The following is a 13,116-nucleotide window of genomic DNA, read 5'->3' as shown; positions in this document are numbered from 1 at the left end:
TAATGCTACCCCCTGTAGCGGAGCACGTGGATGTCCCTCACAACGCGGTGCCTCTCCTCGAAGTCAAGATACCTTCCGAGCACCTCAAAGTCGAGCCTCCTGAGCCATCCCCTCTCGCGCCGGTATATGGAGCCGTCGCTGAGTCTGTATGCCGGGAACACGAAGACAACTCTTCCGTTCCGCTTCATGACCCTTGAAAAGCTCTCAAAGACAGGAAAGTAAAAGCTGTCGAGCTTCCTCGCCATCTCAACCGCCTCTCCCCTCGTCGGCTTTTTGCGGAGGGGCTTGCCGAGGTACGGTTCACTCACAATCAGGTCAAAGCGTCCGCGGAAGCAGCGGTGGAGCTTCTTTGCATCGCACACCTCGAGGTGGGCACTCCTCTTCACACGGAACTCCTTTTTAAGCCACGCCACGTTCTCCTTCGCGGCGTTCACTATGGAGGGGTTTATGTCGCTCCCGTAGGCGTCGAAACCCTGGAGGAGGAGCTCCTGAATCACCGTTCCAACGCCGCAGAAGGGGTCGAGGGCTTTTCCCTCCCTGACCTCGCTGAGGTTCACCATTATCCTCGCGAGCCTCGGCGGGATTGAGAGTATCGCCCTCTGTCTGGGCCTTTCCACGTCGAGCTTCTTGAGCTCGAAGGGGTCGGCAACGCGGACCGTCTCGCCTATCCACTCCCTCCTTCCGAAGATGAAAACGACGTCCCTCACCTCGGGAAAGCCCTTCAGGATGAGCTCCGCCGGCATCGCGTAGACGTTCCTCGGCTTGAAGAACTTGGCGGGGCCGCTCTCCCTGAAGTGCCTCTTCACATCGCTTCCGAGCTTCCTCCAGAGCTTCCAGTCGTCCTTACCGTAGAAACTCACGGTGAAGAGCTTTGAGTACTCGAGTTCCTCTATGCCATCAACCAGCCGGACTAACTTTAGGGAACCCCCGAGCCGGTGGAAGAGGTGCTCCACCTTTTTAGGCCCCTCAAATACCAGCCACTCCCTGGAGCGTTCGAGCTCGCTGAACCTTATACCAAATCGCCGTGCAAACGCGCGGAACTCTGCCTCACTCAGCTCGGGGTTCTTTCCGAATATCACAGCGTATTCCATGGTTCTGGCTTGGGGAGAGCCTTTTTTAAGTTTGCCCCCTCTGCGGGGAAGCTATGCTAACGAAGGGTATAAATAAGATAAATGACTAAACCATGAGGGAACAATCATGCTGGCGGAGGAAGTTCTCGAATCTGTGGAGATTATACGGGACCCCGAGCTCAAAGCCATCACATACTCCAGACTCGGCCATGTTCTGGCCGTGAGGGGGAGTGAACTCTCAAAGACTGCCTTTAAGAGGGCCCTTGATACCATAGATTCGATAGAGGATCCCGTTGGGATGATGCGGGCCCTCGCGGCTGTGGCTTACTACACGGGCAAGGCGGGAATGCGCACATCGAAAAAGCTCTTTCAGAGGGTCAGGGACGGTCTTGAGGTGTTCCCCCCTGAAATCAAAGACGTGCTTCTCTCCCGCATGGTCATGTACCTAGTTGACCTCGGGGAGATTGATGAGGCGGTCTACCACGCCCTCGAGATATCGGACAGGGAGCTGAGAAATGACATCCTAATACTCGCCCTGCGCAAATACCTCGCGAGGATTGTGGGGGAGCCACCCATAAAGGCGCTCCAGATGAGGAAGGCCGAATACATATGGGAGAGGGTGGAGGGGGAGCCGTACTACTCCATAGCCACTGTGGAGCTCGTCAAGGCCTACCTCCGGCTTGAGGAGTACGACAGGGCGATATACTTCACGAAGTTCCTCAAGAACAAATTCTGGATCAGACAGGTTCTCCGCGAGATAATCATTCACCTCAAAGCGGCCCGCCTCTCCAAGGCCTACTACGATAAGCTCGTTGCCGTCGCCATTGACCTCTCCGAGAACCTTGGGGAGGACATCACCCGTGACCTCGTCTTCATATTCGCCCTCAACGGGGAGTTTGAGAACGCGTTCTCCCTCCTCAGGAACCTGCCGGACATGGAGGAGACCCTTGTGAAGCTCACGGAGGGGATTGTCTCACGGAGACCGGAGCTTCTTGAGGGGTACTTTGAACTCATGCCCGCCGACGAACTCGCGATAGCGGGCCGGGCGTTCTTAAACTATCTCATTGACAGCCCGAGGCTTGAGTTCGAGCCCGTTGTGGATGGGATAGTGGCAAGGACGCTCAATGAGAAGGTGCTCGTGAAGGCGGTGAGCTATTATCTAAAGATAGGACGTCTCGACAAGGCCGCGGGGGTTGCCGCGGCGATAAAGGACCCGGAGATAAGCTCCCTCGCCTTCAGCAGCGTGGCCCACTACCTCCTCAGGCAGAACCGTGTGGAGGATGCCATAGACCTCGTAACCCGTATAGAGGACAGGCGCCTCTCCGAGCCCATAATAGCGGAGCTCCTTGTGAAAGTCCTTGAATCCGGTGAGGAGTGATGGAGCGTCTGCTTCACTTTAGGGGACTCCGCAGAAGACGTGAGGTTGATGACCTGGAGTTTGCGAGGATCATGCTGGAGGATATACTCCGGGGAGAGTACACCGAAGTCGAGGCGGCCATTGTTGACGACGTTCTCGAGGAGGTTTACGAGATACTGCGCGGGAGGGCCATGGAGTCACGCGATGAGGAACTTTTCAGGGCGTTCGAAGCTGTCGCAGTATTGCGGGGAATACGGAAGAGAACGGATGCTAGGAGACTTATTGAGGAGGCCCTCGAAAACCTGAAGAGAGTGGGGCACTGATTTTAGGATTGCTGCACCCAGCGCCGGGGGAACATTTTCACTAATGACTCCGGAGCGAGGAAATCGTTAAATAGTTAGATGGCACAAAACTAAGTAAAATACAAACCCATGCATGCCTTCCTATTTTCTTTTCTGGCGCGGGTTTGATGGAGGCATTGACATGAGAGGACATGTTAAGTTTATGCTCTTTGCAGCGCTCGGTTTTATTGTTGTTCTTAGCGGCTGTGTTGGAAACGGCGTTCCCGGGGGAACGAGTGAGACGACAAGAACTATAACCTCCACGGAGACCCTAACAGAGGCGGTCACTCAAACGGGCAGTGAAACTAGCACGGGGTCTGAAAGCCCAAAACAAACGGAGACGAACACCCCAACCTCCTCCGCCACAGAGACGGCCACACCCACCCCATCTCCCTCACCAAACGGGAGCGTCCAGCTTGACGAAGACGGGTTGCCTATATGTACAGGCGACATGAGCGAGGATTCTGGATGTGAGGACAACAAGACCATCGAGGGGAGCGGCTCCGGCTTCGCCCTGCCGGAGGATATCGTCCTGAACATAACACTCCAGCCGGTTCTTCAGCTTGCCCCCATAAACCCGCCGAACCTCACCTACGTTGGGCCATTGAGCTCGATGGCGGACGTTCCGGGCGAGGAGGACGTTATTGAGTGGGTTGGCCTGATCACTTCATCAACGAAACCTGGAGAAAGCGTGACTTTAACGCTCCACTTCAAGGACGAGAACCTCCTCGGGCAGTACATACATGTGCCTTTCATCATGGACCCCATAACCGGGAAAAAGGTGACATACGAGCCAACCGTGATGAAGCTGAGCGAGGGAGACGAGTTCGGGAAGCGCTGGGAGGTTCACCTCTACGGCGGGATAAGCGGAGGGAGCTTCACGCTCTACGAGATTACCGGAAACGGCCCCCTAAAGCTCCAGGAGGGAAAGGTTGAGCTGAAAGGCTCCTCCGCGAGCTTCACCATCGAGAACTTCTCGTCAATCTTTCCGGATAAGACCTACATGAGCGTGGAGGCCGTTCCGATGAGTTCCAAGCTTCAAGCATTCAGCTACCCCTCGAAGGAGAGCTTCGTGATAAAGGCCAAAGAGGGGAGGATAGACTACTACACCAGCGCCTTCTTAGGCATCGAGGGCGAACCGGTTAGTCTAAGGGCCACGAGCAGCGACTACGACCTTATTTTGGAGTTCTACCTTACAAAAGAGGACTGGCTCCCCTTCACGGCCCACATAGACAGCAGCGACGACGGAACGGCCGACTGGATACTCGAGGTCAGGGATGGGAACTACGAGCTGAAAGACAGTTCGGGGAGCCTTTTCAGGGACGGAAACGTAACCGTTGAGGACACCCAGCTGGGAAAGAGGGTCAGCCTCAGGATAGAGAACTTCTACAGCCTCGTCCCGTGGAGGAAGTTCCGCCTCTGGATGACTAACTGGGTTGACCGCTTCCCGGCTAAAAGCAACCTCTGGGTTGACGCGAGCGAGGGAATGAGCATCGAGAAGGACGTTGACCGCTACTTGGTGGCGGTTGTGGAGGACGTCTTCATAAAGGAGAACGGAGACTACGCGGAAGGAGAGATAGAACTTTCCTCGTGGGCCTACGGCATGACCTGGCCCGATGGGAAGGTTTATCCAATAAACCACAGCTCTCTCTACACCTTCGGCTATCCAATCGGTCACTGGGTCGAGGCCGAGGACAACAGCAGACTCCTCTACCACGACGATAGGATGACGGGCTCCCTCGGAAGACCCTTCGTGAACGGCTATCCGATCCTCGCGATGCCCATGGAAGAGGCCAAGAAGTACAAAATCATCGTTCTCGAAACCGCTGCCTGGGACAGGGACGAGCCAGGGAAATACGTCACCAAGACGGTCGGCTACCTCACGGACTTCGCCGTGGGAATGGCCACAGGGGAGATTGGAACGGTGGCGAACTACGCCTACAAAGGAGCTACATGGATGAACTGGCTGGCGACGGGCCAGAGCGGGGACGATCTCTGGGGAAACGTCTTCAACTGGCTTGCTGGGGCAGAGCCGGACAAGGTTGGTGATGCCGTCTACGTGCTCCATCCCAACGAGGCCGACTTCACGAGGGGCTACCGCGTGGTTGCCGAGTCGAAGGACGGCAACATGCGCGTAACCTACGTCATCTACGAGGTGGAGGTGCCGAGGCTCCTCAAGTACGACAACCTCAAGGCTGAACTCTTAGAGGTGGATTTCACGAAGGACACCGAGATTGGGGACGACGAGTATTACTACTACGCGAGGGCTTGTGCTGGCTTCGAGAGCCTTGGCGAAACCGAGGGGCTCCACAACGTGGAGGTCAACGTTTTGGCTCCAGCCGGCTACGCCTACTCCTACCCCGTGAGCTCAAGTGAGGGCGCTACCTTCAACCGCCAGCCCTGCTCGGCCCGGAAGATATTCCACAAGTACCTCAGCGGGGATAAGCTCTCCCTGAAGCCTGGCTTAGCTATGCTGGAGCGCGACGACGCGAGGGTTCCCTTCCTCTACATGGAGTACTCCGGTTGGGAAGAGGATAGCGGAAAATGGGGAAACGACGATGATCCGATGGGCAACGTGGGGATAACTATAGTCTTCGATGATGATTACTTCGACTGGGATCCTACCTCGGGAATCCCAAGCAAGTACTGGTCGCTGGATTTTGACGTCTGCGGTGTCTCCGGTGGCTGCTCGAAGGTCTGGTTCGGGCTGGACGTCCGGACCGGCTGAACTTTTCCCTTTTTTCTGTCCTTTGGCGCAGGAATAACTGTCACCAGCGCCATCAAAGAATACTCACATCCGCACAGACCTTGAAAACATGCGGCTTGAAGTCGCTGACCTTCTTTACCCTAACGGTGCACTCCCTGCCGGTTCGCCTGCACTCGTTAATTATGCAATTCTTGAATTCTGCAATTCTGGATTCATGAACGAAGTTGTAGTAGTGGAGGCATTTTTTCGCTTTGCTCAGGGTTAAGGCCAGGGCATCAACGCCACGGGGCGTCGGACTGATGACGCGGTCGTAATAAGGAAGTTCCGGCAGGACCTCGAAAACATCGCCGTGGATGAACTCAATCTCCCCCCTAAGCCTCTTCCGGTTGAGCTCCACGTTCTCAAGGCCGAGCCTGTATGCTTCTTCGTTCAGCTCCACGGCGGTGATTTTGACGTTTTTATAGCGCGCTATCACAAGTGCGTAGGGGAGAAGACCCGCAAAGGGGATTAAAATCCGCTCACCGTCTTTTACGAGCTGTGCCAGGCGGTAACGCTCTCCCTTCATCCGCGGGTTGAAGAAAGCCTTCGAGAGGTCAACCCTGAGCTCAACGCCGTTCTCCTTGTGAACCGTTGTTAGCCGCTTTTCTCCCCAGATTATGGAGTACTCCCTTATCCTGAAAGCCCCCTCGTGGAAGCCCTTTTTGGCGACGACCCTGATGAATGGGTGAACCCTCCTGAGGCCCCATACTATGTCGTCAACCCTGTGCTCAAGCTCGGGGGGAATTTGGATAACGGCTATGTCCCCCACCACGTCGTAGCGCCTCAGGTGCTGAAGCTCCCCCGGTGTTAGCCTCTCCGCCAGAACGCTCTCAAGGTTTTTGTATATCTGCCTCTCCGGCCTCATGGGCAACTCAACGGGCACCACGTCATAGCCGAGCTCCCTGAGCATAGGGTCGTTGAGAACGGGTAGGAAGACGAAGTCACCCTCAACCTGGGGCCTCCGCCTGCCGTCGTAGAGGCCGAGCCGTTTAAGCTCCCTTTTTGCCCTCTCCGCTTCCGACTTCTTCACCTTTATCGCGCTCATCCTCTTCCACCGTGCCTTCCTTGGTCAGTGCACCGAAGAGTGCCATGTTCTCGGTTTTTATCATAAGTTCCTCCACGTCAAGGGGTGGGAACTCGCGGGTTATTATGCTGTACTCTTTTTCGTCAAGGGTGCCCTTCTCGAGCACTATGAGGAGGGTCGAGCCAGTGAGGGCGAGATGGTCCTTCAGAGAGGCAAGAAACTTCATGACGCTTCTGAAGTCATTATGGAGGAGGAGGTACTCCAGCCCATCTATTATGACTACAACGTTTCCCTCCCTATCGCGGACGAAACGGAGCGTTTCCTCGAGGATAACGTGGAGCTTGGCCGGATCAACGGCTCCTTGAACCTCAAGTCTGCTGAGCCAGAGGTGCTTATCTGGCCGCACGGGGTACGTTTCGAGGTTCTTCTTCCTGCTTATGACGATGACCCCATTGGAGGTCCCGAGGAGGGGTGATACCTTCTCCAGGTTTTTCTCCGAAACAACAAAACCCCCGGCGGGAAGGCCGCTTTTTTTATTTTTTACATGAGCCTTTGGTAGCCGGGAAAGGGTGCTATCCAGTTCCGTTTCGACAACAGAACTTTCAGCCTCTTCGAACTTCGAAAGGAAGCGGAACGTGGAAAGTAGGACGATAATCGTTGCAATGGTAAAGAAGGTTGCCATAACTTCCCAGAGTTTCCTTGGGGTTAGGGAATCTATTATGGTCCCTATCGAGCCCAGGAGATAGAAGAACACTCCCACAGTGAACGTTTGGGAGAATCGCCTTAAGGTGGGTGTTTTGAATTTACTCACGTATTGATGGGCACGGAACAGGCCGTATAACGTGAAACTGAAGATTATTAGGCCGGAGATAACACCGGGCACATTATAATAGCCAGCACTCACCTAAACCCCTCCTAAAATGGTGTCCCACCCATCATTTAAAACCTTTGGCCCGGCGTTGGGAAAAGCTTATCTCTCTCAAAGACGAGTTATACCCGGTGATACCATGAAGAAAATAGAGGCTATCCTCAGGGAGGATGATTTTGAGCGCGTTAAAAACGCCCTTAAGGAGGCTGGCTTCGTGCCCCTCACGGCGTACCCTGTTAAGGGGCGCGGTGTGCAGGGAGGCGTTCCTCCCTACGACATGCTCGCAAAGATGAAGGTGGAGATAGTGGCGAAGGACGAGGACGTTCCTGTCATCGTCAGCATAATAGTGGAGAAGGCCCGGCGCGGCATTCCGGGGGACGGGAAGATATTCGTGCTGCCGGTTGAGGAGGCAATACGGATCAGGACGGGCGAGACCGGAGACAAGGCCCTCTACTAACCCCCGCCGGCGAACAAAAAGCTGTCCGCTGTCCTTCCCTTTGTGCTTTTCTTAAAACGATATCCCCGGTAGGGGGCCGTAGAGCAGGAGAAGAAGCCCCACGAGGATGGGCTGGTGGACAAGGTATATCTTCAGCGTGTGCCTTCCAAGGAAGCACAGAAATTCAACGGGAAACACGGACGGGAACGGTAGCTCCCTAATCCTTCTGCCCCCGGGGTAGAGCAGGGCCCCCGTAGAGAAGCCGAGCAGATAGACGCCAAACCACGGGAATATTGGGAAGTAATCGAGGGTGAAGAAGCCCTCCGGTGTTATGCCGAGGGGGAGGAGGTAGAGCGGGCCGTGCAGTTTGCTGACAAGGTGGGCCCCCGCAATGAAGATAAAAGCCACGAGAAAGTTCCACTTCCCCAGTTTCTTGAAGGGTATGACGAGGAGGGTTGCCGCCCCAAGGAAGTGGAGCACTCCGAAGTATATGGTGCCCTCCGAAAGGAACAGCACCGTAACCAGCGTGATTAATAGTCCAAGGCCGAAGAGCTTTCCAAAACGGACGAGGTACTTTTTGTAACCCCTGCTGCGCGAGAGGCTCACCCATATCGAGAGACCCGAGGCGAAAACGAACGTCGCCGCCGTTAAGTGGGCGAAGAGGTACCAGAATAGGGGATGGGCAGAGTAGGAGAGGAAAAACTGCAAATCTGTGACGAAGTTGGAAACGAGCATCATGGATATGCCCACGCCGCGCAGGAGGTCAATCTCCCAGAAGCGCCCCCCGTCGTAAACCTCACTACCGAACATAGGGGAAGGTTGGGGAGAAACATTAAAAACCTTGCTAAACCTCGTGCTCCCTCCGCTTCTCCTCCCTGCTGTGGATGAAGTCGAGTAGCGGCCTCACGCGCTCCCAGACCTCCTCAACGTCCCCTTCTCCCTTCACCATGACGTAGATGCCCTGCCTCTTGTAGAATTTTATGATGGGTTCCATGTTGGCCGTGTATATATCGTAGCGCTTCGAGACGATCTCGGGTCTGTCGTCCGCCCTCTGGACGAGTTCTCCGCCACAGACGTCACACTTTCCGGGCACCTTGGGGGGGTTGTACTTGACGTGGTAGACCGCACCGCACTTCGAGCATATCCTCCTCCCTGAGATGCGCTCTATGCTCACTTCCTTGGGCACGTGGAAATCAAGGGCAAGGTCGAGCTTCATCCCGTGGTCGTAGAGGTAGTTCTCAAGTGCCAGAACCTGTTCAGCCGTCCTGGGGTAGCCGTCGAGTATGAAGTCGTCCCTGACCCTTCTCAGCTGGCGGTAAACGAGTATGTTGACAATAGTCGAGGGTATCAGATCGCCCCTCTTTATGTAGGCCTCCATCTCCCTTCCGACGGAGGTTCCCTTCTTTATCTCCTCCCTTATCAGATCGCCCGAGGCGATGTACTCCAGGCCGTACCTTTCGATTATGCGCCTGGCCTGCGTTGATTTCCCGCTCCCGGGGGGACCAAAAACGAGTATGTTCATGTAACCACCCGGAAAAATTTTATATCTTAATGTATTTAAAATCTTTGGGGGGTGGTGGCGGTGAGGCTCTCAACCGGTTTCGTGAGGGCGAGCGGTTACGCGAGAAAGGTGAGGAGGGTGCTCTTCGCAATCGCCGGGGGCAAAGTCCCACCGCAGGAGATAGTTCGGGCCGCGGGGGAGCTCAACAGATTTATCTTTGAGAGGTTCCAGGAGATGGGCGTTGAGAAGGGCGACGTGGTCAGGATAAGCGTTCCCTTCGCGATATCGGAGGGGGGCATAAGGTGGGACTACGACGGCCTAAAGATTGAGGTCTACAGGAAGAGCGAGGAGGAGAAACTCGCAAAGGCAATGGAGGAGGTCGAGGAGCGGGAAAAGGCGCTCGAAGAGGCCATAGCAGAGCTTTCAACCCTGGCACAGAAGCTCAGGGAGCTAAGTGAAGAGATAGAGGAGAAGATAGAACGCATAAAGGCGGAGCACACCGGGTTGAAGCTCAGGTTCGAGGAGTGAGCCCTCAACAAGTTTATATATTTCCCGTCCCCCTATTCTTTAGGTCAAGGTGATGGGTATGAGTGAAGCCGTTAAGGAAGTTAAAATTCTCGAGAAGCCGTGGGTTGAGAAGTACAGGCCCGAGAAGCTTGAGGATATAGTCGGACAGGCACACATAGTCAGGAGGCTCAAACATTACGCTAAAACCGGTTCAATGCCCCATCTTCTCTTTGCAGGGCCGCCCGGTGTAGGGAAGTGCCTCACGGGAGATACCAACGTCATCGCCAACGGTCAGCTCTTTGAGCTGGGGGAGCTTGTTGAAAAAGTTTCAGATGGCAGGTTCGGACCGACACCCGTTAAAGGCCTTAAAGTCCTCGGGATAGACGAGGATGGAAAGTTGAGGGAGCTTGAGGTTCAGTACGTCTACAAGGACAGGGCCAGGAGGCTGATAAGAATAGGAACTCGCCTCGGAAGGGAGCTCAAGGTTACCCCTTATCACCCGCTCCTCGTGAACAGGAAGAACGGGGAAATCAGGTGGGTAAAGGCTGAGAACCTCGAGCCAGGTGACAGGCTCGCAGTTCCGCGCTTCCTTCCGGCCATAAGAGAGGAAGACCCGCTGGCTGAATGGCTAGGCTATTTCATTGGGGACGGCCACGCCGACTCAAAGAACAACGTAATCACCTTTACAAACACTGATCCATCTTTAAGACGGCGCTTTATGGAGCTGACTGAGAGACTCTTCCCCGATGCAAAGATTAAGGAGAGAATCCACAAGAACAGGGCACCGGACGTTTACGTGAACTCCAAGAGGGCCTGGGAGCTCGTAAGTTCGCTTGGTTTGGCCGGAAGAAAAGCAGATAAGGTTTACATACCGGAGAAAGGCTGGGAGGGGATCCGCTCCTTCCTCAGGGCATACTTTGACTGCGATGGCGGCGTTGAGAACAACGGCATAGTGCTCGCAACCGCCAGCAGGGAGATGGCGGAGCAGATTACCTATGCCCTGGCAGGTTTCGGAATAATTTCGAAGATACGGGAGAAAAAAGTTCGGGGTAAGACATACTACCACGTCACAATTTCAGGCTCAGAGAACGTGGAGAGGTTCCTAAGTGAGATCGGTTTCTCCCATAGGGGAAAGCTCGAAAAGGCCAGGAAGCTCATCAAGAAACCCAACCCGAACCTCGATAGCCTGAAGGTCAATTATGAGCTCATATCCTATGTCAGGGACAGGCTCAGGCTGAACTTCTCCGACGATAAGAGGAGCTGGAGCCACAGGAAGGCAAGGGAAATCTCTTGGGAGTTGATGAAGGAAATCTACTACCGTCTTGATGAGATTGAGAAGCTGAAGGAGCCCATGTCAAGGAGCATCCTCATAGACTGGAGCGAAGTTGCCGAGAGAAGGAGAGAGCTAGCAGAAAAGACTGGGATTAGGGCCGACAGGCTCCTTGAGTACGTAAAGGGCAAGAGGAAGCCGAGCCTGAGGAACTACCTCAAGATAGCAAAGGCTCTCGGAATTGACCTTGAACCTACGATCGAGGCCATGAGGCTCTTCGCAAAGAAGTACTCAAGCTACGCCGAAATCGGGAGAAAACTCGGCACTTGGAACTCCAGCGTGAGGATAATTCTTGAGAGCAACACAGAGAAGATTGAAGGGCTCGAAAAGATAAGGAAAATCGAGCTTGAACTAATAGGGGAAATCCTCTCCGATGAAAAGCTCAAAGAGGGAATAGCCTACCTGATCTTCCTCTCCCAGAACGAGCTCTACTGGGATGAGATAACCGAAGTGGAAGAACTTAAGGGTGATTTCATCATCTACGACCTCCACGTTCCCGGATACCACAACTTCATTGCCGGGAACATGCCAACGGTGGTTCACAACACCACATCCGCTCTGGCCCTCGCGAGGGAGCTATTCGGGGAGCACTGGGGGCACAACTTCCTCGAACTTAACGCCTCCGTTTCAAAGGACACGCCGATACTCGTGAGGCTGAAGGGAGAGGTCATGAGGACCACCTTCGCAGAGCTGGATAAGATTTTCTTCGATGGGAGCGACGGAGAGGTTGCCTACAAAGACGCCAAAAACCTCGAAGTCCTCACGGTTGACGAGAACTACAAAGTCAGATGGGCGATGGTGAGCAAGATAATCCGCCACCGCGTCCCAGTGATCCTGAGGGTTCACCTTGAGGGAGGAGGAACGCTCGAGCTCACTGGAAACCACTCGGTAATGGTTCTGACCGAGAATGGGCTCGAGAGCGTAAAGGCGAGCGAGCTTAAGGAAGGCTCCTATCTGCTGAGCTTCGTCTCCAGCGTTCCGGGCTTCCTTAACGTGCTCAACTTAACCGACTACACCGTAAAGCCGAGCGCAAGGGTTAGAACCTTTGGGGAGATCTCTCTCAATAATGAGCTCACCTACATGATGGGCCTCTACGCGGCGGAGGGGGCCATTGGATTCAGGGGGACGACTTCTGGGCAGGTAATCTACACCCTTGGAAGCCACGAGGGAGAGCTCATAGACAGGGTTAGAGAGTTCGCGGAGGGGCTTGGGGTAAGCGTTTACGAGAACCACACCACGTCTGGCTTCGACCGCTCGAGGAAGAGTGCCTATCAGGTGAGGCTCCTCAGCACACAGCTGGCGAGATTCTTCGAGGAAAACTTCTACGACGGCCGCGGAAGGAGGGCTGGAAACAAGAGGATTCCGGGCTTTATTTTCGAAGCGCCTCTTGAGGAGAGAATAGCGTTCCTCAAAGGGCTGGCGGACGGCGACGGCAGCGGCGAGTGGAAGAGCGTCGTTAGGGTATCCTCGGTCTCAAGGGACATGCTGATAGACACCGTCTGGCTGGCGAGGATTTCGGGAATAGAGGCGAGCCTTTTCGAGAGAGAGGCAAGACTCATTTGGAAGGGCGGAATGAAGTGGGCCAAGGCGGAGCTCCTCCCGGCTGAGCCGATAATAGGGATGCTCCTGAGGATAGAGGACGCCATCGAGGGCAACTGGCGCTACGAGTTCAGACACCAGCTCTACGAGGGTAAGAAGAGGGTTGGTAAGAGAGTTCTCAGAAAGGTTCTCAATATGGTCAACGTTGAGAAACTGGATGACAAAGGAAGAAGGATTTACGAGACCCTCAGGAAGCTCGCCCAGACCGACCTCCACGCCCTCGCTATAAGAAAGATAGAGGTCGTCGAGTACAACGACTTCGTCTACGACGTCAGCGTACCGGGCAACGAGACATTCTTCGCTGGAGATGTACCAGTTCTCCTCCACAATTCCGATG

At 54.7% G+C, this 13,116-nt stretch carries 10 protein-coding genes and 2 pseudogenes; 7 read left to right on the top strand and 5 right to left on the bottom strand.

Annotation, left to right across the window (positions count from 1 at the left end; translation table 11 throughout):
• Window positions 1-5: 5 nt before the first annotated feature.
• Window positions 6-1,091 (bottom strand): TRM11 family SAM-dependent methyltransferase, encoded by a 1,086-nt coding sequence (locus PFER_RS01015; RefSeq protein ID WP_048147912.1) that lies wholly within the window; start codon window positions 1,089-1,091, stop codon window positions 6-8.
• A 106-nt stretch (window positions 1,092-1,197) separates the two neighbouring features.
• Here PFER_RS01015 and PFER_RS01010 point away from each other — a divergent pair, with 106 nt between their 5' ends.
• From PFER_RS01010 to PFER_RS01000, 3 genes are all read left to right on the top strand, one after another.
• Window positions 1,198-2,448: a hypothetical protein gene (locus PFER_RS01010; protein ID WP_048147911.1), complete on the top strand. Its 1,251-nt coding sequence runs from the start codon at window positions 1,198-1,200 to the stop codon at window positions 2,446-2,448.
• Window positions 2,448-2,750 carry a hypothetical protein gene (locus PFER_RS01005; RefSeq protein ID WP_048147910.1) on the top strand — a complete coding sequence of 101 codons (303 nt, stop codon included), beginning with the start codon at window positions 2,448-2,450 and terminating at the stop codon, window positions 2,748-2,750. The genes PFER_RS01010 and PFER_RS01005 overlap by 1 nt, the downstream gene beginning before the upstream one ends.
• Window positions 2,751-2,910: 160 nt before the next feature.
• On the top strand, window positions 2,911-5,496 hold the full coding sequence (locus PFER_RS01000) for a hypothetical protein (protein ID WP_048147909.1): 2,586 nt from the start codon (window positions 2,911-2,913) through the stop codon (window positions 5,494-5,496).
• Window positions 5,497-5,548: 52 nt separating this feature from the next.
• Here PFER_RS01000 and taw22 read toward each other — a convergent pair whose 3' ends face one another.
• Window positions 5,549-6,559 carry a tRNA (guanine(37)-N1)/4-demethylwyosine(37)-methyltransferase Taw22 gene (gene taw22 / locus PFER_RS00995; RefSeq protein ID WP_048147908.1) on the bottom strand — a complete coding sequence of 337 codons (1,011 nt, stop codon included), beginning with the start codon at window positions 6,557-6,559 and terminating at the stop codon, window positions 5,549-5,551.
• Window positions 6,504-7,292: a DUF835 domain-containing protein gene (locus tag PFER_RS00990; RefSeq protein ID WP_052696153.1), complete on the bottom strand. Its 789-nt coding sequence runs from the start codon at window positions 7,290-7,292 to the stop codon at window positions 6,504-6,506. Before PFER_RS00990 ends, taw22 begins: the two co-directional genes overlap by 56 nt.
• A gap of 253 nt (window positions 7,293-7,545) precedes the next feature.
• On the opposite strand from PFER_RS00990, the gene PFER_RS00985 reads away from it, so the two are divergent.
• Complete coding sequence (locus PFER_RS00985) at window positions 7,546-7,863, top strand: P-II family nitrogen regulator (RefSeq protein ID WP_048147907.1); 318 nt, start codon at window positions 7,546-7,548, stop codon at window positions 7,861-7,863.
• Between the two features lie 51 nt (window positions 7,864-7,914).
• On the opposite strand, the gene PFER_RS00980 is transcribed toward PFER_RS00985, so the two are convergent.
• A complete protein-coding gene (locus PFER_RS00980) occupies window positions 7,915-8,652 on the bottom strand; it encodes a heparan-alpha-glucosaminide N-acetyltransferase (protein ID WP_048147906.1) in 738 nt (245 codons plus the stop codon).
• Between the two features lie 34 nt (window positions 8,653-8,686).
• Window positions 8,687-9,364 carry an adenylate kinase gene (locus tag PFER_RS00975; RefSeq protein ID WP_048147905.1) on the bottom strand — a complete coding sequence of 226 codons (678 nt, stop codon included), beginning with the start codon at window positions 9,362-9,364 and terminating at the stop codon, window positions 8,687-8,689.
• A 60-nt stretch (window positions 9,365-9,424) separates the two neighbouring features.
• Between PFER_RS00975 and PFER_RS00970 the strand changes: the two genes are divergently transcribed.
• The 3 genes and pseudogenes from PFER_RS00970 to PFER_RS12625 all read left to right on the top strand — a co-directional run.
• Entirely contained in the window at window positions 9,425-9,871 is a 447-nt protein-coding gene (locus tag PFER_RS00970; RefSeq protein WP_048147904.1) for a single- stranded DNA-binding family protein, read from the top strand.
• 58 nt (window positions 9,872-9,929) lie between these two features.
• Window positions 9,930-12,017, top strand: a pseudogene (locus tag PFER_RS12590) (LAGLIDADG family homing endonuclease); the annotation flags it as partial.
• 54 nt (window positions 12,018-12,071) lie between these two features.
• Window positions 12,072-13,079 (top strand): annotated as a pseudogene (locus PFER_RS12625) (LAGLIDADG family homing endonuclease); the annotation flags it as partial.
• Window positions 13,080-13,116: the final 37 nt, after the last annotated feature.

The sequence above is a fragment of the Palaeococcus ferrophilus DSM 13482 genome, from assembly GCF_000966265.1.
GTDB classification, from domain to species: Archaea; Methanobacteriota_B; Thermococci; order Thermococcales; family Thermococcaceae; genus Palaeococcus; species Palaeococcus ferrophilus.
The sequence above is the reverse complement of the archived record's forward strand: the minus strand, read 5'-3'. Positions and strand labels throughout refer to the sequence as shown.